The sequence below is a fragment of the Acidovorax sp. 94 genome (assembly GCF_003634645.1).
Lineage (GTDB): Bacteria > Pseudomonadota > Gammaproteobacteria > Burkholderiales > Burkholderiaceae_C > Acidovorax > Acidovorax facilis.
This window is the reverse complement of the sequence record NZ_RBJA01000001.1, coordinates 283,255-302,573: the sequence shown is the minus strand read 5'-3', so window position 1 is coordinate 302,573 and position 19,319 is coordinate 283,255. Positions and strand designations below refer to the sequence as shown.

Here is a 19,319-nt window from a genome sequence, read left to right as displayed (position 1 = left end):
ATGGACGCAATGAACTGGGCCACCGCCCTGCCCCTGATCTTCATGGCCGTAATGGGCCTGGCCCTGCTGGCCTATGTGATCCTCGACGGCTACGACCTGGGCGTGGGCATCCTCCTGCCCTTTGCCACCGATGCGGAGAAGGACGTGATGGTGTCCAGCATCGGCCCTTTCTGGGACGCCAACGAGACCTGGCTGGTGTTGGGCGTGGGGGTGCTGCTCATCTGTTTTCCGACCGCGCACGGCGTGGTGCTGTCGGCCCTGTACCTGCCGGTAGCCGTGATGCTGGTGGGCCTGATACTGCGCGGCGTGGCTTTCGACTTTCGCGTGAAGGCCCGCGACTCGCACAAGACCACATGGAACCGCCTGTTTGCGGCAGGCTCTCTGGCGACCACCCTGGCCCAGGGCTGGATGCTGGGGGCCTACATCACCGGCTTTCAGAACGACACCTGGGGCCTGCTGTTTTCTGCAGGCATTGCCATCACCCTGCCTGCGGCCTACGCGATGCTGGGCGCGGGCTGGCTCCTCATGAAGACCGATGGCGAGCTTCAGCGCAAGGCCGCCCGCTGGGGCCAGGGTGCGCTGTGGCCCATGGGGTTTGCGCTCATGGGGATTTCGCTGGCCACGCCGCTGGTCAGCCCCACGGTGTTTGCCAAGTGGTTTGTACTGCCCGAGCTGTTTGCGCTGCTGCCCATCCCGCTGGCCTGTGTGGCAGCCTTCTTTGCCATCCGCCATGTGCTGGCCACGCCGCGCGTGGTGCAGGCCGGCTACGGCTGGATCGTGTTCGGGGCCACCGTGCTGATCTTTGTGCTGGCCTTCCTGGGACTCGCCTACAGCATCTATCCCTACATCGTGATCGACCGCCTGACAGTGTGGCAGGCCGCCAGCGCCACGGAATCGCTGGTGGTGATCGGCATCGGCGTGGCCATCACGCTGCCAGCGATCATTGCCTACACCATCTTCATGTACCGGGTGTTCTGGGGCAAGGCGCGGGAGCTGACATACGGGTTGTGAAACCTCCGCTCAATACCGCAGACTCCCTTCCGCGTCCACAATGGCCAGTTCCACATAAGTCGAGCCGTTGTGGCTCTTGGGCGAGTATTTGACGTTAAAGCGCCCAAAGGATATTTCACCGGCATCCTCCATCGTCTTGATGAAAGACTCCGTGGTCAGGTTGCGCCCCGTGCGGCGCAACCCCTCCACCAGCAGCCGGGCATGCACGAATCCCTCGAACTGCGAAGCCGAAGGCTGGGCGCTGGGGGACTTGGCGCGCAGCAGGGCCAGGTATTCGGCCACCACGGGCACCGTGGTGCTGCGCAGCGACGGCATGATCTGCGCGAGGATGATGCCGCGCGCCTTTTCTTTAAGTTCGCGGTGGATCACGTCCATGCTGGCTACAGAGAACCCGTAGTACGCGGGCCGCGCCGCTGTCGATTGCACGGCCTTGATGTAGCTGGTGAACGTGGTTCCTGCGGTTGCAACGATCACGGCCTGGGGCTGTGCCTTTTCGGTGGCCTGCGCCGCAGCAGCGAAGTCCGGCTGTTTGGGATCTACCTTGATCTCCGCCACGAAGGCCAGCTTTTCCTCATCGGAGGCTTTCTTGAGTTCGGCCAGCAAGGTTTTGCCCAGCCCGTCGTCCTGGTAGAACACGGCCACGCGGCTGATGCCCTGCTGGCGCAGCTGCGAGACGATTTTTGCAGCCTCGCTCGCATACCCTGCGCGCACATGAAAGACGTAGGGGTTGAGGGTTTCCCGAAACACCGAAGCGCCCGTGACCGGGCCAAACAGCAGGGTGCGGTGCTCCTTGATCAGGGGCAATATGGCGGCCGTCTGCGCCGTGCCGGTGCTGTTGTAGATCATGAAGACCTTGTCGGTCTCCAGCAGCTGGCGCGTGTTCTCCACCGCTTTCTGGGGATCGAAGCCGTCGTCAAGTGTGGTGTATCGGATCATGCGGCCATGCACGCCGCCCTGCGCATTCACCGCGTCGAACATGAGCCGCGAGCCCTCGCCATACTGCGCAGTCTGTGGCCCGAGCGGCCCCGACAGCACCGCCGATGCGCCGAGACGGATTTCATCGGCGGTCACGCCCTCGTTGCGGGCATGGCCCAGGCCACCTGTGCACAAGGCAACCAGCAGCACCAGAAAAGAACGAAACATCACGCACCCACCTTGCAAAGAATGTGCTGACCGAGCAACCCAAGCACACGCGCTTTGGTTATTGATCATCATCATTATCCGCAGCCACCAGAACAGGCTTATGGGGGTTTGCCCTTGCCTCGGGAGCGCCAGAAACAGCTTCGCCCGCAGTGCACACCAGGCGCACTGCGGGCGAATGAAGCCCTCTTGCCCAAAGCCACCACGCCCTGGGCGGAGGCGGTGGTGTGGAGCCCAAAAAGCTCAGCGCAGCATCAGAGCTTGAGGCGCGCGCGCGCAGCCTCGTACTCGCGGCGCAGCTTGCCCACCAGCTCGGCGGTGCTGGTCACGGCGTTGATGGCACCAATGCCCTGGCCGCAGCCCCAGATGTCTTTCCAGGCCTTCTTGGCATCGCCGCCAAAGTTCATCTTGCTGGGGTCGGACTCGGGCAGGTTGTCGGGGTCCATGCCCGCAGCGCGAATCGACGGAGCCAGGTAGTTGCCGTGCACGCCGGTGAACAGGTTGCTGTAGACGATGTCGTCGGAGTTGCCGTCCACGATGGCCTGCTTGTAGGCATCGCTAGCACGCGCTTCGTGCGTGGCGATGAAGGCCGAGCCGATGTAGCCAAAGTCTGCGCCCATGGCCTGCGCGGCCAGCACTGCGTCGCCGCTGGCGATGGAACCACTCAGCGCAACGGGGCCGTCGAACCACTGGCGGATTTCCTGGATGAGCGCAAACGGGCTCTTCACACCCGCATGGCCGCCCGCACCAGCGGCCACGGCGATCAGGCCATCGGCACCCTTTTCGATCGCCTTGTGGGCAAACTTGTTGTTGATGATGTCGTGCAGCACGATGCCACCCCAGGCATGCACAGCCTGGTTCACATCCTCGCGCGCGCCCAGGCTGGTAATGATGATCGGCACCTTGTACTTGGCGCACACCTGCATGTCGTGCTCCAGCCGGTCGTTGCTCTTGTGCACGATCTGGTTGATGGCAAAAGGCGCGGCCGGCTTGTCGGGGTTGGCCTTGTTGTAGGCAGCCAGCGTCTCCGTGATCTCGGCCAGCCATTCGTCGAGCAGCTCAGCGGGGCGGGCATTGAGCGCGGGCATGGAGCCCACCACACCCGCCTTGCACTGCTCAATGACAAGCTTGGGGTTGCTGATGATGAACAGCGGCGAGCCGATGACAGGCAGCGAGAGGTTTTGCAGCGCGGCGGGCAGTTTGGACATGGCAACAACTTCCTGAACAGGTTTTTGGATGAAATAGGGCTCTAGCGCTTATTCATCAAGCGCTAGCAGCTATCATTTTTATATCAATAAGCTGCCCGCTCTGCGGGCAGTCCGTCTCCTCACAACACGCTCAACCTTCAAAAGGCTTCCAGCGCCAACTCGGTAACGCTGGCCGCGCCTTCCACAATGCTGTCGCGCAGGCCCGGGGCCTTCACCAGGATGTGATCAGCGTAGAACTGGGCCGTAGTGATTTTTGCGCGCATGAACGCTTCGTCCTGTCCCTTTTGCAACAGGTCCTGCGCCACCAGCAGGCTGCGCGCCAGCTGCCAGCCTGCCACCACATTGCCCGCCAGCATCAGGTAGGGCACGCTGCCCGCAAACACGGCGTTGGGCAGGGCCTTGGTGCCACCGGCCACAAAGTCAATCACATCGAGCAGCGCCTTGCGCGCCGCCGTGAGGCGCTTGGCCACTGCCAGCGCGGCGGGGGTGCCGCTGGCCAGCAGATCGGCCTCGGTCTTCTCGATCTGTGCGGCGATGCCCTTGGCGGTCTGGCCGCCGTCACGCGCCGTCTTGCGGCCGACGAGGTCGTTGGCCTGGATGGCGGTGGTGCCTTCGTAGATGGTCAGGATCTTGGCGTCGCGGTAGTACTGGGCCGCGCCGGTTTCTTCGATGAAGCCCATGCCGCCATGCACCTGCACGCCCAGGCTGGTCACTTCCAGGCTCGTCTCGGTGCTGTAGCCCTTGACCAGCGGCACCATGAATTCATAGAACGCCTGGTTCTGCCTGCGCGTTTCCGCATCGGGGTGGTGGTGGGCAGCATCGAACGCTGCTGCAGCCACGGTGGCCATGGCACGGCAGCCCTCCACGGTGGCGCGCATCGTCATCAGCATGCGCTTCACATCGGGGTGGTGAATGATGGCGGCGCTGGCGGCGATGCTGCCGTCCACGGGGCGGCTCTGCACGCGGTCTTTGGCGTACTGCACAGCCTTCTGGTAGGCGCGCTCGGAAATCGCAATGCCCTGCATGCCCACGGCGTAGCGGGCCGCGTTCATCATGATGAACATGTATTCGAGGCCGCGGTTTTCCTGGCCCACGAGGTAGCCCACGGCGCCGCCATGGTCGCCAAACTGCAGCACGGCCGTGGGCGATGCCTTGATGCCCAGCTTGTGCTCGATGCTCACGCAATGGGCGTCGTTGCGGTCGCCCAGCGTACCGTCCTTATTCACCATGAATTTGGGCACGACAAAAAGGCTGATGCCCTTGACGCCCTCGGGTGCGCCCTGGACGCGGGCCAGCACCAGATGGATGATGTTCTCGGCCATGTCGTGCTCACCGTAGGTGATGAAGATCTTGGTGCCGAAAATCTTGTAGGTGCCGTCGGGCTGGGGTTCTGCACGCGTACGCACCAGGGCCAGGTCCGAACCAGCCTGGGGTTCGGTCAGGTTCATGGTGCCGGTCCATTCGCCGGTCACCAGTTTTTCAAGGTACGTGGCCTTGAGCTCGTCACTGCCTGCAGTGAGCAGCGCCTCAATGGCGCCATCGGTCAGCAGCGGGCACAGCGCAAAGCTCATGTTGGCGCTGTTGGTCATCTCGATGCAGGCCGCACCGATGGTCTTGGGCAGGCCCTGGCCGCCAAAGTCGGCGGGGTGCTGCAGGCCTTGCCAGCCGCCTTCGCCATATTGGCGGAAGGCTTCCTTGAAGCCGGGGGTGGTGGTGACCACGCCGGATTGAAAGCTCGACGGGTTCTTGTCGCCTTCCCAGTTGAGCGGCGACAACACCCCTTCGTTGAACTTGGCGCACTCTTCCAGCACGGCAGCCGCCGTGTCCAGCCCGGCATCCTCAAAACCGGGGATTTGCGCGATCTGTTCAATGTTGGCCAGGTGCTCGATGGCGAACAGCATGTCCTTGACGGGGGCGGTGTAGCTCATGGGTGTCTCCGGGAAAGCGAAATTTCGTCAAAAAAAAGGCATCGCGAGCGATGCCTTTGTGTGCACAGGGGCGTTCTTACAGGGCCTTGACCAGTTCTGGCACGGCCGTGAACAGATCCGCTTCCAGCCCATAGTCGGCCACGCTGAAGATCGGCGCCTCAGGGTCCTTGTTGATCGCCACGATCACCTTGGAGTCCTTCATGCCCGCCAAATGCTGGATGGCGCCCGAGATACCCGCTGCGATGTACAGCTGCGGCGCCACGATCTTGCCGGTCTGGCCCACTTGCCAGTCGTTGGGGGCGTAGCCTGCGTCCACTGCGGCGCGGCTGGCACCCAAAGCGGCGCCCAGCTTGTCGGCCAGGGGCGTCATCACTTCGTCGAACTTTTCCTTGCTGCCGAGGGCTCGGCCACCGGAGACGATGATCTTGGCGGCCGTGAGTTCGGGGCGGTCGCTCTTGGCGATTTCGCTGCCCATGAAGCTGCTCTTGCCAGCGTCTGCGGTGGCTGCGGCGGTTTCAACGGCTGCGGAACCGCCCGTGGCGGCTGCGGCGTCAAAGCCCGTGGCGCGCACGGTGATGACCTTTACGCTGTCGGCGCTTTGCACGGTGGCAATGGCGTTGCCGGCGTAGATGGGGCGCTCGAAGGTGTCGCCAGAAATCACCTTGGTGATGTCGCTGACCTGCGCCACGTCCAGCTTGGCGGCCACGCGGGGGGCCACGTTGCGGCCGCTGGCGGTGGCGGGGAACAGGATGTGGCTGTAGTTGCCTGCGATGGCGAGCACTTGCGCGGCCACGTTCTCGGCCAGGCCGTGTTCGAGGCCAGGGGCGTCGGCGTGGATGACCTTGGCGACACCGGCGATCTGGGCGGCTGCGGCGGCGGCTGCACCGGCGTTGTGGCCGGCCACCAGCACGTGCACGTCGCCACCGCAGGCCACAGCGGCCGTCACGGTGTTCAGCGTGGCGCCCTTGATGGACGCGTTGTTGTGTTCAGCAATAACGAGTACCGACATTTAGATCACCTTCGCTTCGTTCTTGAGTTTCTCGACCAGGGCGGCCACGTCCGCCACCTTGATGCCAGCACCGCGCTTGGCGGGCTCGGTCACCTTGAGGGTCTTCAGGCGCGGAGTCACGTCCACGCCGAGGTCTTCGGGCTTGACGGTATCGAGCTGCTTTTTCTTGGCCTTCATGATGTTGGGCAAGGTGACGTAGCGGGGCTCGTTCAGGCGCAGGTCGGTGGTGATGACCGCTGGCAGCGACAGCTGCAGGGTTTCCAGGCCGCCGTCCACTTCACGCGTCACGCTGACCTTGTCGGCCGACAGTTCAACCTTGTTGGCGAACGTGGCCTGGGGCAGGTCGGCCAGGGCCGCGAGCATCTGGCCGGTCTGGTTGGCGTCGTCGTCGATGGCTTGCTTGCCCAGGATGATGAGACCGGGCTGCTCTTTGTCCACCAGGGCCTTGAGGATCTTGGCAACGGCCAGGGGCTGCAGCTCGACGTCGGTTTCCACCAGGATGGCGCGGTCTGCACCGATGGCCATGGCGGTGCGCAGGGTTTCCTGGCACTGGGCCACGCCGCAGGAGACTGCGATGACTTCGGTCACCAGGCCTTTTTCTTTCAGGCGCACGGCCTCTTCAACGGCGATTTCGTCAAAGGGGTTCATGCTCATCTTCACGTTGGCGATGTCTACACCCGTGTTGTCCGACTTCACGCGGACCTTCACGTTGTAGTCCACCACGCGCTTGACAGGGACCAAGACCTTCATTGCTGCGGCTCCTAGAGTTGGTTGAATTGACGTTTACGTAAACTGGAACATTCTATGCGGCACTGCAACGAAAGCGCTACGGGCCCAGCACACAGATCACACGATTAGAAAAAAGAACGATCGTGCTTTTTGTGGATTATAGGCGAGTGGGCGCAGTACCTGTCTAGAGTTTGCTGTCGCCTTGGGCAACCTGCAGCTGCCGGACAAGCGGGCAAGGCTACTCAGAACCCGCCAGTGCGCGGCCCACCGCCGCATTCGACACAGCAGGGGGCAGTGCTCCCTCGACCTGCACATGCATGACCCGCTGCGGATAAGGGATTTCGATCTTGTGGGCGCGCAGTGCACTCAGGATGGCGCGGTTGATCTCCGAGCGCAGGCCCAGCGAACCGTTCTCGGGGTCGGCAATCCAGAAGCCCACGGTGAACTCCAGCCCATCGGCACCAAACGTCGACAAGGACACACTGGGCGCCGGATCGCGCAGCACACGGCTGCTGGCAAAGGCGGCCTCGCCCAGCAGCCGCGTCACCAGGTCCACATCGCTGTCATAGCCAACGCTCACCACGGTGGACAACCACACCCGGGGGTCCGCCAGCGACAGGTTTTCCACCCGCTGGATGATCAGCATCTCATTGGGCACGATGGACTCGCGGCCCGTGGACGAGCGCACCACCGTGTAGCGCGCATTGATATCGGTGATGCGCCCCTCGAAGTTGTCCACCCGCACATTGTCGCCAATGCGCATGCTGCGCTCGGCCAGGATCACAAAACCGCTCACATAGTTGGACGCCAGCTTCTGCAGGCCAAAACCAATGCCCACCCCCACAGCGCCGCCCAGCACCGACAACGCAGTCAGGTCAATGCCCACGGCCGACAGAGCCATGATGAGCCCGACGAAGATCAGCAGCGCCCGCACGGCATTGCTCACGGCCTTGCGCAGCGACAGCTCGGCCCCGGTGGCCGAGCGCAGCAGGCGCGACTCGATGGCGGCAGATATCCACAGAGCGATCAGCAACACGGCAGCAGCCGTCAGTGCCCCTTCGATCATGGTGCGCACCGACAGCGTGGCGCCCCCCACCTTCCAGTGGATCTGGTCCAGCTCTTCGAGCACCAAGGGCAACAGCCCCGTGACCCACAGCACCATGCCCAGCCAGGCCAGCCACGAGATGGAGCGTTCAATCGGCCGCACCCAGGCGGCATCCGGGTAGGCCACCTGCAGCACCTTCACCCCGATGCGGATGACCACCAGCGACACCAGCACCGGCACGGCGACCTTGAACACGGCCAGCGGAACCCACTGCAGCAGCACGGTGCGCGCCACATAAGCCAGGCTCAGCAACGCCAGCGGAAACAGTGCGCCATCGACAATCCGCGTGCCGAACAGGATCGAGCGCGGGTCACCCCGGTGCAGCCCACGCTGCAGCAGCGACACCAGCAACCAGGCCAGGCCCAGGCAGGCGGCCAGGGCGGCAAACTCCACCAGCACCGTGGGCCGAAGAAACGCCTCGGCCCAGCGGCCCACATCTTCCAGCATGGGGATTTCTGTCGCGGCCATGGCTCTCAGCGCTTCCAGGTGGGCTGGCGCTTTTCGGCAAAGGCGCGCGCGCCCTCTTGCGCGGCGGCGTCCATCATGTTGGTGGCCATGGTCTGGCCCGCCAGCTGGTAGGCCGCATCGATGCCCAGCTCCCGCTGCTGGTACACCAGCGCCTTGCCCATGGCCACGGCCACGCGGGGCTTTTGCAGGATGGACTCCACCAACTTTTCGACCTCGGCATCCAGCGCATCGGCGGGCACCACACGGTTCACCAGACCCTGCGCCAGCGCGGTGGGCGCATCGATGAAATCGCCGGTGAGCAACATTTCCATAGCCCGCTTGGCGGGCACATTGCGCACGAGCGGCACGCTCGGCGTTGCGCAGAACAGACCGTAGTGGATGCCACTGGTGGCAAAGCTGGCGCTGTCCGCCGCCACCGCCAGGTCGCACTGCGCCACCAGCTGGCAGCCCGCCGCCGTCGCCATGCCCTGCACCCTGGCGATCACGGGTACTGGCAGCTTGTGGATGGTCAGCATCATGCGGCTGCATTGCGCAAACAGCTTCTGGTAGTACGCCAGCTCCGGGTTCGCCGCCATGTCCTTGAGGTTGTGCCCGGCACAGAAGGCCTTGCCTGCTGCGGCCAGCACCACCACCCGCACGGACTCGTCGCGGCCCGCATCGTCCAGCGCCTGTTGCAGCGCAGAGAGCATCTCTGCACCCAGCGCGTTGAAGCGGGCCGGGTCGTTCAGGGTCAAAGTGACCACGCCGCGCGCATCGCGGGTGGCCTGCAGCAGTTCATGGGCATTCGTCGTCATCATTTCTCCAGTGTTTGCGCGCCACGGGGCCGCCGAAACCGGCGCGGCTCCAGGCCAGTGCCACCGTGGAACTGGCTTTGCCAGGCCACGGGTGGCGTCCCCCTTGGGGGGAAGACGCCGCAGGCGGCTCAGGGGGAGTCAAAGATCAGCGAGGGCCCGCAAATGGGCCTCCACACTGCGCGCCAGCGGCCCCATCACATAGCCGCCCTCCAGGCACGACACGATGCGGCCCTTGGCATAGCGGCGTGCCACGTCCTTCACACGCTGGGTGATCCAGGCGTAATCCTGCTCGGTCAGGCCCAGCTGGCCCATGTCGTCCTCGCGGTGGCCGTCAAAACCCGCACTCACAAAAATCATCTCGGGCTTGAAGGCCTCCAGCCGGGGCATCCACATCATCTCGATGATCTCGCGGATGTCCATGCCCCGCGTGTAGGCGGGCACGGGCACGTTGACCATGTTCGGGGCGGGATCATGGTCGCCGCTGTAGGGATAGAACGGGTGCTGGAAGATGCTGACCATCAACGCCCGGGGGTCATTGGCCAGGATGTCCTCGGTGCCATTGCCGTGGTGCACGTCAAAGTCCACCACCGCCACGCGCTGCAGGTTGTAGCGCTGCAGCGCATATTTGGCAGCCACGGCCACGTTGTTGAAGAAGCAAAAACCCATGGCCTTGTCGCGGCAGGCATGGTGGCCGGGGGGGCGCACCGAGCAGAACGCGTTTTCCACCTCGCCCGCCATCACGGCATCGGTGGCGGCCAGGGCCGCCCCCGCAGCGCGCAGCGACGCCTTCCAGGTGTGGGCGTTGATGGAGGTGTCGGTGTCGATCTGCGCGTAGTTGGGGCCGCCAGCCATCAGCTCTTCGTTGAGCCGGTCTGACAGGCCGCGCAACGCCGCAATGTGCATGCGGCCGTGGGCCAGCTCGATGTCGGCCAGCGAGGCCTCGGGGGCGTCGTAGCGCTCCAGCGCGTCGGCCACGCCGGTGATCAGCAAGCGATCCTCAATGGCGTCCAGCCGTTCGGGGCATTCGGGGTGGCCCGGGCCCATCTCGTGCTTCCAACAATCCCGATGGGTGAAATAGCCCGTCTTGCTCACAGTCTTGTCCCCGCGTGTCGCATTTTTCTCAATTTTTCGGATAACGTCATGCCATGAACGCACAGCACAAAATCAAATCACTTCTGGATCAGCTTAACACGGTGATCGTGGGCAAACAGGCCCAGGTCCAGGACTGCGTGGCCTGCCTGCTGGCGGGGGGGCACCTGCTGATCGAAGACGTGCCCGGGGTGGGCAAGACCACCCTGGCCCACGCCTTGTCACGCACCTTCGGCCTGCAGTTCTCGCGCGTGCAGTTCACGGCCGACCTGATGCCCAGCGACCTGACCGGCGTGTCGGTGTACGAACGCGGCAAGGAAGCCTTCGTGTTCCACCCCGGCCCGGTGTTTGCACAGGTGCTGCTGGCCGACGAAATCAACCGCGCCAGCCCCAAGACGCAGAGCGCGCTGCTCGAAGCCATGGAAGAAAAGCAGGTGTCGGTGGAGGGCGAAACCCGCGCCCTGCCCCACCCGTTCTTCGTGATCGCCACGCAGAACCCGCACGACCAGCTGGGCACCTTCGCGCTGCCCGAGTCGCAGCTCGACCGCTTTTTGATGCGCATCTCCATCGGCTACCCCGACCGCGCCGCCGAACGTGTGCTGCTGGCGGGCGCGGACCGGCGCGACATGGTGGACACCATGCTGCCCCTGCTGTCCGACGAGGAACTGGCCGAGCTGCAGCGCCAGGTGCAGGCCATCCACACGGCCGATCCGCTGCTCAACTATGTCCAGGACCTGATTGCGGCCACCCGCTCGGGCCGGTGGTTTCTGCAAGGGCTCTCGCCCCGCGCGGGCATTGCCCTGGTGCGCGCAGCCAAGGCGCAGGCCCTCATCAGCGGGCGCGACTATGTGGCGCCCGATGATGTGCAGGCGGTGCTGCCCCAGACCATTGCCCACCGCCTGGTGCCCGTGGGCGACGCCGGACGCGGCGCGGTGGAGCAGGTGCGCGCGATGGTCGAAGCGGTTCCGTTGCCCTGACCCATGGAATCCGCCACCCCACCGCCCCTCCCACCTCTTGCGCGCTGGCGCAGCCTGGCCGCCACGCTCAACCCATTTGCGCCGCTGCGCCGCCGCTTCCAGCGCTGGTGGCAGGCGCGCCTGCCTCTGAGCGACACGCTGGCGCTCACGCAGCGCAATGTCTATATCCTGCCCACCGGTTCGGGCTGGATGCTGGCGTTGACGCTGATCGTGCTGCTCATCGCGTCCATCAACTACCAGCTCAACCTGGGCTACCTGCTCACCTTTTTGCTGGCGGGCAGTGCGGTGATCGGCATGCACATCTGCCACGCCAACCTGCGCGGCCTGACCCTGCACCTGAAAGCACCCGAGCCGCACTTCATGGGCAGCAGCACCGCGTTTGACATCCAGCTGTCCAGCGAGCGCAAGACCCCGCGCTACGGCATCGCCCTGTCGGTGCACGGCACGGGCAAGGAGGCGCAAAAGGAACCCCATCATTGGGCCTGGACCGACGTGCCAGCGCAAGGACAGTCCAGCGTGCAAGTCGCTTTCAAGCCCGAGCGCCGGGGCCTGCACCGCGTTCCCACATTGACCGCCGAGACGCGCTTTCCGCTGGGCACCTTCCGCGTCTGGACCTACTGGCGCCCCGCGGCCCAGGTGCTGGTCTACCCCGCACCCGAAACACCGACACCGCCCCTGCCGTCTGGCGAACCGCGCGCGGGCGGAGCGGGCAACACGCCCACACAGGGCATTGGCGAATTCGACGGTGTGCGTGCCTACCGCCGGGGCGATCCGCTCAAGCTCGTGGTCTGGAAGAAGGCCGCCAAGTCGCTGGCCACTGGCACCGACGACCTGGTGAGCCGCGACGCCCAGCAGGCCCAGCGGCACGAGCTGTGGCTGGACCTGGCCCGTGCCTCACTGCCCGACCACGAGGCCCGCATCTCGCGCCTCACCGCCTGGGTGCTGCAGGCCGACCGGCTGGGGCTGGACTATGGCTTGCGCCTGCCGGGTGTGGAGATCGCCCCGGACACGGGAGCGGCCCATCGCAGAAATTGCCTGGAGGCACTGGCATTGTGCTGAGTCGTCCCTCAAAATTTAGATCAAATTGGCACCTGGCGCTTGCTGGAAAAGCGCAGAGTGCTATATTTTTGATAGCAATTCAATCACCACCTGTCGGGCGTGCCCCCTTGCCATGAACCTGCGACAGACCCTTGTTTCCCTACCTCGCGACGCCCGCGACACGCTTTTTCTGCTGTTCGTGATCGTCTGGGTCATCGCGCCGCAGGTGTCCAACCTGCCGGTGTGGACCAGCCTGCTGGCTGGCGGCCTGCTGCTGTGGCGCGGCTGGCTGGCCTGGGCGGGCCGCCCCCTGCCCGGCCGCTGGACGGTGGCCGCCCTGCTCCTGGTAGCGGTGGCAGGCACACTGTTCACGCACCGCACCATCCTCGGGCGGGATGCGGGTGTCACCCTCATCGTCATGCTGCTCGCCCTCAAGATGCTGGAGCTGCGCGCACGCCGCGATGCCATGGTGGTGTTCTTCCTGGGCTTCTTCACGATGCTCAGCAATTTCTTCTTCTCTCAATCTCTGCTGACTGCCGCCGCCATGCTGGTGGCGCTGCTGGGCTTGCTCATGGCATTGGTCAATGCCCACATGCCGGTGGGGCGCCCGCCGCTGGCGCAGACCTTTCGCATGGCGGGCACCATGGCACTGCTGGGCGCGCCCATCATGGTGGCGCTGTTCATGCTGTTCCCACGCATGTCACCGTTGTGGGGCATGCCCGGCGAAAACCTCTCCGGGCGCAGCGGCCTCTCGGGCACGATGAAGATCGGGGACATGGCCGAGATCGCACTGGATGAGCGCGTGGCCATCCGCCTGCGTTTCGAGGGGGCTCCCACCGATGTGCCTGCGCAATCCACGCTGTACTTTCGCGGGCCCGTCATGACCGCGTTCGATGGCCGGGAATGGCAGGCCGAGCCCTTCCGCGAAGACAGCGCCTGGGCCGCACGTGCAGCCCTGCCCGCCAATCTGCAGGTCAGCGGCCCGGCGGTGCGCTACGAAGTAACGCTCGAACCCCAGCGCCAGCCCTGGCTGATGGTGCTGGAGGCCACCCCCGAGGCGCCCCAGCTGCCCAACAACATGCAGGCCTACATGACGCAGGATCTGCAGTGGATGACGGCACGTCCCATCACCGAGGTGATGCGCTACCAGGCCGTGAGCTACCCCGAGTTCCGCCACGGCCCCCAGCAGTCGGTGCGGCAACTGCGCGTGTACACAGAGCTGCCGCCCGGCTTCAATCCGCGCACCCTGGAGCTGGCGGCACAGATGCGGGCAGACCCTGCACTGGCCAACGCCCGCACGGAAGTTCTGGTGAATGCCGTCCTGCAACGCCTGCGCACAGGGGGCTACAACTACTCCCTCGATCCAGGCGTCTATGGCGAGCACACCGCCGACGAGTTCTGGTTTGACCGCAAGGAAGGCTTTTGCGAGCACATTGCTTCGGCCTTCGTGGTGCTGATGCGCGCCATGGATGTGCCCGCGCGCATCGTCACGGGCTACCAGGGGGGTGAACGCAACCCCGTGGATGGCTACTGGACCGTGCGCAATGCCGACGCCCATGCCTGGGCCGAGGTCTGGATGGAAGGGCGCGGCTGGGCGCGCGTAGACCCCACGGGCGCTGTCTCACCAGGGCGCGTAGGCCAGTTCCAGCGTCTGCGCGCCCCCCAGGGTGTGTTTGCCAACGCCCTGGGCACCCTGAGCCCGGGCATGGTGCAGAACCTGCGGGCCGTGTGGGAAGCCGTCAACAACGGCTGGAACCAGTGGGTGCTCAACTACACCCAGAGCCGCCAGATGGACCTGCTCAAGGCGCTGGGGTTTGAATCTCCCAGCTGGCAGGACCTCACCACCGTGCTGGGCAGCCTGGTCATCGCGGCTGCACTGGGCGGCATGGGCTGGAGCCTTTGGGAACGCGCCCAGCACGACCCCTGGCTGCGGCTGCTGGCTCGCACACGCCAGCGCCTGGCGCGCGCCGGCCTGACGCTGCCCGAAACCCTGCCCCCTCGCGCCATGGCCGAACGGGTGCGCGCGCACTTCGGCCCGCAGGCTACTGGGGTGGCAGACTGGCTGCTGCGGCTGGAACGCCTGCGCTACGCCCCCCACCCCGACACCGAACTGGGAGCCCTGCGGCGCGAGTTTCGCGCACTGCCCTGGCCAAACCGATGAATCCCCCCTGAGCGGCTTCGCCGCTTCCCCCCAAGGGGACGATGCCCTTGCTGCGGGGCGGCCCTTGCTTGGCATCCCTGGCCTGGGTCGCGTAGGTTTCGGGGCGCAGGGACAAAACAAAGTAACGAACAACCCAAATGAAGAAGACAGCTCCATGGATCACAACAGCTATATTTTTGATAGCTGCTTGCGCATTACCAGTAAGCGCTAGCCCGCAAAAATCCTCCAAAACCAGCATCACAAAGCAAAAGCCAGCCGTGCTCTACGCATCGCGCCCCGAGGCGCTGCAGTTTGCCGACGACCTGGCTGCGCGCCGCGACCTGGACCGCGAATGGGTGCGCCAGGCCATCGGGCAGGCGCATTTTTTGCCGCAGGTGCCCCGGCTCATGCTGCCGCCACCCAAGGGCACGGCCAAGAACTGGCGCGTGTACCGCAGCCGCTTCATCGACCCCATCCGCATCCGCGCCGGCCAGCGGTTCTGGCAGGAGAACCAGGCCACGCTGGAGCGCGCCGAGCGCGAGTACGGCGTGCCCGCCGAGATCATCGTGGGGATCATCGGCGTGGAGACCATCTACGGCCAGCAGATGGGCACGTTCCGCGTGATGGACGCGCTGGCCACGCTGGCGTTTGATTTCCCATCAGCCCATCCTCGCGCCAAGGAGCGCACCGAATTTTTCCGCCGCGAGCTGGAGCAGTTCCTGAGCCTCACCAACCGCAGCAACACCGACCCGTTCGAGCCGCGCGGCAGCTACGCTGGTGCCATGGGCCTGGGACAGTTCATGCCGTCGAGCTGGGTGCGTTACGCCGTGGACTATGACGGCGATGGCCGCGTGGACCTGTTCAACAGCCCGGCCGACGCCATCGGCTCGGTAGCCAACTACTTCCGGGGCCACGGCTGGACGCCGGGCATGCCCACGCACTTTGGCGTGCAGTTCGACACGGCACGGCTGCAGATGGATGACCTGCTGGCGCCCGACATCCTGCCCACCTTCAGCGTGGCCAGCATGCAAGCCAAGGGTGCTGTGCTCGACGCGGCTGGCGTACAACACAACGGCCCGCTCGCACTGGTGGAGCTGCAAAACGGCGCAGAGGCGCCGAGCTATGTGGCGGGCACCGAAAATTTCTACGCCATCACCCGCTACAACTGGTCGAGCTACTACGCGATGGCGGTGATCGAGCTGGGCCGCGAAGTGGCGGCGGCGCGCGCGCGCTGACCCGCGCAGGCGCACCGGGGCGCTTTTGGGGGGAGGCGCTGCGGCGCACCGCAGGCCCGGCAGGAGGACGGCCGGACGGCCGATGCGGGGTTTGGCGGCGCCTGCGAGCGCGCTTGCGCAAGTCAGTCCACAATGCCCGGCTTGGACCGCTGGCCCGGCAGCACTGCCGCAGCGGCACACCTCTTTGCCCACCCCCACCCCACCCCTTTTCTTCATGCCTGTATCACCTTCTCCAACGCCCGCTGTGGACGCCATCGTCCGGGTGCGCGGCGTGAGTAAAACCTACGCGGGCGGCTTTCAGGCGCTCAAGAACATCGACCTGGACATCCGGCGCGGCGAAATATTTGCCCTGCTCGGGCCCAACGGCGCGGGCAAGACCACGCTCATCAGCGTGATCTGCGGCATGAGCAATGCCACGGCTGGCTCCATCACCGCAGACGGCCACGACACCATGCACGACTACCGAGCCGCCCGCGCGGCCATTGGCCTCGTGCCGCAAGAGCTGCACACCGATTCGTTTGAAACCGTGTGGGCCACGGTCAACTTCAGCCGTGGCCTGTTTGGCAAGGCGCCCAACCCGGCGTTCATCGAGAAGATCCTCAAGGACCTGTCGCTCTGGGACAAGAAGGACAGCAAGATCCTCGCGCTGTCGGGCGGCATGAAGCGCCGCGTGCTGATCGCCAAGGCGCTGTCGCACGAGCCCAAAATCCTGTTTCTGGACGAACCCAGTGCTGGCGTCGACGTGGAGCTGCGCCATGACATGTGGCGCCTGGTGCGCGAGCTGCGCGACGCCGGTACCACCATCATCCTCACCACCCACTACATCGAAGAAGCCGAAGACATGGCCGACCGCATCGGTGTGATCCGCAAGGGTGAGCTGATCGTGGTGGAAGACAAGGACGTGCTGATGCGCAAGCTGGGCAAGAAGCAGCTCACGCTGACCCTGCAGCAGCCGATGGACCAAGTGCCCGACGCGTTGGCACGCTGGCCGCTCGTGCTGAGCCAGGGCGGCACCGCGCTGACCTACACCTTCGACACGCAGCAGGAGGACACGGGCATTGCCGCACTGTTGCGCGCACTGGCCGAGCACGGCATTGATTTCAAGGATCTGCACTCCAGCGAAAGCTCGCTCGAAGACATCTTTGTGAGCCTGGTGCACCAGGACACCCCTCAGCAGAAAGCACCCCAAGCATGAACGGCCTGAACTGGCATGGCGTCAGCGCCATCTACCGCTTTGAGATGCACCGTGCGTTTCGCACCTGGATGCAGAGCCTGATCGCGCCGGTGCTCACCACCGCTCTCTACTTCATCGTGTTCGGTTCCGCCATCGGATCACGCATGGGCGACATCGGCGGCGTAAGTTACGGCGCCTACATCATCCCCGGCCTGCTCATGCTGTCGCTGCTGTCCGAGAGCATCTCCAACTCGGCCTTTGGCATCTACATGCCCAAGTGGTCTGGCACCATCTACGAGCTGCTCAGCGCACCTGTGAACTGGGTGGAGGTGCTGCTGGGCTATGTGGGCGCAGCGGCCAGCAAGTCGCTGCTGGTGTCGGTGCTCATCCTCACCACGGCCCGGGTGTTTGTGCCCTACGAAGTGGCGCACCCGGTGTGGATGGTGGGCTTCCTGGTGCTCACCGCCGTCACGTTCTGCCTGTTCGGTTTCATCATCGGCCTGTGGGCCGACAGCTTCCAAAAGCTGCAGGTCATCCCGCTGCTGGTCATCACGCCGCTGACCTTTCTGGGCGGGGCGTTCTACAGCATCAACATGCTGCCACCGTTCTGGCAGACCGTTTCGCTGTTCAACCCGGTGGTCTATCTCATCAGCGGACTGCGCTGGGCGTTCTATGGCCAGGCCGATGTCCACATTGGCGTGAGCACGGGCATGACGCTGGTGTTCATGGCCGCGTGCCTCGTCGTGGTGTGGTGGGTGTTCAAAACGGGGCGCCGCATCCGGCGTTGAGCCCACCGTCCCAAAAACATTCACGCTGAGACCTTCGGCGGGCTCAGCGTGAACGGTTCAGGACGTGGACTCAATACCGCTGCATGCTGCAGCTGTGCGGCTGCTGCGCCTTGGCCGCCGGAATCTGCCGCACCACGCGAAAGCCGTAGCCCGAGCCTTCAACATCAAACTTCACGCCCGGCGCGCCTTTTTTGTCCATCACGCCCACCACCAGCGCCTGCTGGAACTGGTGGTCCGCCGCGCGCATGCTGCCGCCCTGGCCCGAGAGCCGCACATCGGCCTTCTCCATCTGGCGCGCCACGGCCACGGCGTCGGTGCTGCCCGCTCGCTCGATGGACTGGGCCAGAGCCTCCACCATGAGCTGCATGCGCATGTGCACGTAGTCGTCCTGCGGCTTGGGAAAACGCTCGCGGAAAGACTGGTAGAACGCTTCGCTCTGGGCGCCTGGCACATTGGGCAGCCAGTCGGCCACCGCCACCACCTTGCCAATGCCCGCATCACCCATGGCAGCGGGCGCACCCAGCGCGTTGCCATAGAAGGTGTAGAAGCTGCCCTCGTAGCCCACTTCCCGCGCGGCCTTTACGAGCAGCGTCAGGTCATTGCCCCAGTTGCCTGTGACCACCGCCTGCGCGCCGCTGGTCTTGATCTTGACGGCGTAGGGTGCAAAGTCCTTCACGCGGCCCACCGGGTGCAGCTCGTCACCCACCACCGCCACATCGGGGCGTTGTGCGGCCAGCTGCTTCTTGGCCTCGCGCAGCACGGCCTGGCCAAAGCTGTAGTCCTGGCCGATGAGGTACACACTTTTGAGGGACTTGTCTTCGCGCATCACATCCATCAGCGCGGCCATGCGCATGTCGGCATGGGCGTCAAAACGAAAGTGCCAGAAGCTGCACTTCTCGTTGGTGAGGATGGGGTCCACCGCCGAGTAATTCAGAAAAATCACGCGCTTGTTCGGCTCGCGCTCGTTGTGTTTGTTGATCGCCTCGATCAGCACCGCCGCCGTAGCCGATGAATTGCCCTGCAGGATGACCTGCGCGCCATCGTCGATGGCCGCCCGCAGGGCCGACAGCGCCTCTTCGTTCTGGCCCTTGCTGTCGTAGCGCTCCAGCGCCAGCGGGCGGGGGCCACCCGCAGCGGCTGGCAACTGCACGCCACCCCGCGCGTTCACACGTTCCATGGCCCAGTAGATGTTGCGATACACAGCTTCGCCCGTGTTGGCAAATGCGCCCGACAGGCTTTCGATGAGCGCCACCTTCACGGGCTTGGCCTGCGCCACGGCAGTGCCAGGTGCTGCAGCCTGGGCGTGGCTCGCGGAGATAGGCAGCAGCACGCAGCATAACGTGGCTGCTGCAGCCAAAGCGGATTGACGTAATGCCGCTGTGCCTGTTTTCAAGCCCACGGAGCGCAATTTATTCATGCCATTTTTTCCTTGAAATGCGGCGTGGCCGTACACACCTCTTTGGCATGCGGCGACCACGTCGAGAGC

General features: G+C 64.9%; 16 protein-coding genes. 7 read left to right on the top strand and 9 right to left on the bottom strand.

All coding sequences use genetic code 11. The features are described 5' to 3' along the window. Positions 1 to 1,011, top strand: a complete 1,011-nt coding sequence (locus tag C8C94_RS01345) for a cytochrome d ubiquinol oxidase subunit II (protein ID WP_121419440.1) — start codon at positions 1 to 3, stop codon at positions 1,009 to 1,011. 9 nt (positions 1,012 to 1,020) lie between these two features. On the opposite strand, the gene C8C94_RS01340 is transcribed toward C8C94_RS01345, so the two are convergent. From C8C94_RS01340 to C8C94_RS01305, 8 genes are all read right to left on the bottom strand, one after another. After that, the gene (locus C8C94_RS01340) at positions 1,021 to 2,154 is read right to left on the bottom strand and encodes an ABC transporter substrate-binding protein (RefSeq protein ID WP_121419439.1); all 1,134 of its coding nucleotides are present in this window, start codon (positions 2,152 to 2,154) and stop codon (positions 1,021 to 1,023) included. A gap of 251 nt (positions 2,155 to 2,405) precedes the next feature. After that, on the bottom strand, positions 2,406 to 3,359 hold the full coding sequence (locus C8C94_RS01335) for a nitronate monooxygenase family protein (protein WP_055394253.1): 954 nt from the start codon (positions 3,357 to 3,359) through the stop codon (positions 2,406 to 2,408). Positions 3,360 to 3,496: 137 nt separating this feature from the next. Further along, positions 3,497 to 5,287, bottom strand: a complete 1,791-nt coding sequence (locus tag C8C94_RS01330) for an acyl-CoA dehydrogenase (protein ID WP_121419438.1) — start codon at positions 5,285 to 5,287, stop codon at positions 3,497 to 3,499. A gap of 76 nt (positions 5,288 to 5,363) precedes the next feature. Then, positions 5,364 to 6,296 (bottom strand): electron transfer flavoprotein subunit alpha/FixB family protein, encoded by a 933-nt coding sequence (locus tag C8C94_RS01325; RefSeq protein ID WP_121419437.1) that lies wholly within the window; start codon positions 6,294 to 6,296, stop codon positions 5,364 to 5,366. After that, on the bottom strand, positions 6,297 to 7,046 hold the full coding sequence (locus C8C94_RS01320; protein WP_121419436.1) for an electron transfer flavoprotein subunit beta/FixA family protein: 750 nt from the start codon (positions 7,044 to 7,046) through the stop codon (positions 6,297 to 6,299). Positions 7,047 to 7,263: 217 nt separating this feature from the next. Then, positions 7,264 to 8,598, bottom strand: a complete 1,335-nt coding sequence (locus tag C8C94_RS01315; RefSeq protein WP_121419435.1) for a mechanosensitive ion channel family protein — start codon at positions 8,596 to 8,598, stop codon at positions 7,264 to 7,266. Positions 8,599 to 8,603: 5 nt separating this feature from the next. After that, entirely contained in the window at positions 8,604 to 9,392 is a 789-nt protein-coding gene (locus C8C94_RS01310) for an enoyl-CoA hydratase (protein ID WP_370449703.1), read from the bottom strand. 138 nt (positions 9,393 to 9,530) lie between these two features. Next, positions 9,531 to 10,484 (bottom strand): histone deacetylase family protein, encoded by a 954-nt coding sequence (locus C8C94_RS01305; protein WP_199731160.1) that lies wholly within the window; start codon positions 10,482 to 10,484, stop codon positions 9,531 to 9,533. A 53-nt stretch (positions 10,485 to 10,537) separates the two neighbouring features. On the opposite strand from C8C94_RS01305, the gene C8C94_RS01300 reads away from it, so the two are divergent. The 6 genes from C8C94_RS01300 (at position 10,538) to C8C94_RS01275 (ending at position 17,833) form a co-directional block, all read left to right on the top strand. Then, positions 10,538 to 11,458 carry a MoxR family ATPase gene (locus C8C94_RS01300; protein WP_010460095.1) on the top strand — a complete coding sequence of 307 codons (921 nt, stop codon included), beginning with the start codon at positions 10,538 to 10,540 and terminating at the stop codon, positions 11,456 to 11,458. A gap of 3 nt (positions 11,459 to 11,461) precedes the next feature. After that, the gene (locus C8C94_RS01295) at positions 11,462 to 12,517 is read left to right on the top strand and encodes a DUF58 domain-containing protein (RefSeq protein WP_121419432.1); all 1,056 of its coding nucleotides are present in this window, start codon (positions 11,462 to 11,464) and stop codon (positions 12,515 to 12,517) included. 112 nt (positions 12,518 to 12,629) lie between these two features. After that, positions 12,630 to 14,657 carry a DUF3488 and transglutaminase-like domain-containing protein gene (locus C8C94_RS01290; protein WP_121419431.1) on the top strand — a complete coding sequence of 676 codons (2,028 nt, stop codon included), beginning with the start codon at positions 12,630 to 12,632 and terminating at the stop codon, positions 14,655 to 14,657. 137 nt (positions 14,658 to 14,794) lie between these two features. After that, the gene (gene mltB, locus C8C94_RS01285; protein WP_121419430.1) at positions 14,795 to 15,871 is read left to right on the top strand and encodes a lytic murein transglycosylase B; all 1,077 of its coding nucleotides are present in this window, start codon (positions 14,795 to 14,797) and stop codon (positions 15,869 to 15,871) included. Between the two features lie 214 nt (positions 15,872 to 16,085). Then, entirely contained in the window at positions 16,086 to 17,066 is a 981-nt protein-coding gene (locus C8C94_RS01280) for an ABC transporter ATP-binding protein (RefSeq protein ID WP_121419429.1), read from the top strand. After that, positions 17,063 to 17,833 carry an ABC transporter permease gene (locus C8C94_RS01275; RefSeq protein ID WP_370449702.1) on the top strand — a complete coding sequence of 257 codons (771 nt, stop codon included), beginning with the start codon at positions 17,063 to 17,065 and terminating at the stop codon, positions 17,831 to 17,833. Before C8C94_RS01280 ends, C8C94_RS01275 begins: the two co-directional genes overlap by 4 nt. A gap of 70 nt (positions 17,834 to 17,903) precedes the next feature. Here C8C94_RS01275 and C8C94_RS01270 read toward each other — a convergent pair whose 3' ends face one another. Next, on the bottom strand, positions 17,904 to 19,250 hold the full coding sequence (locus tag C8C94_RS01270) for a branched-chain amino acid ABC transporter substrate-binding protein (RefSeq protein ID WP_121419428.1): 1,347 nt from the start codon (positions 19,248 to 19,250) through the stop codon (positions 17,904 to 17,906). Positions 19,251 to 19,319 lie beyond the last annotated feature (69 nt).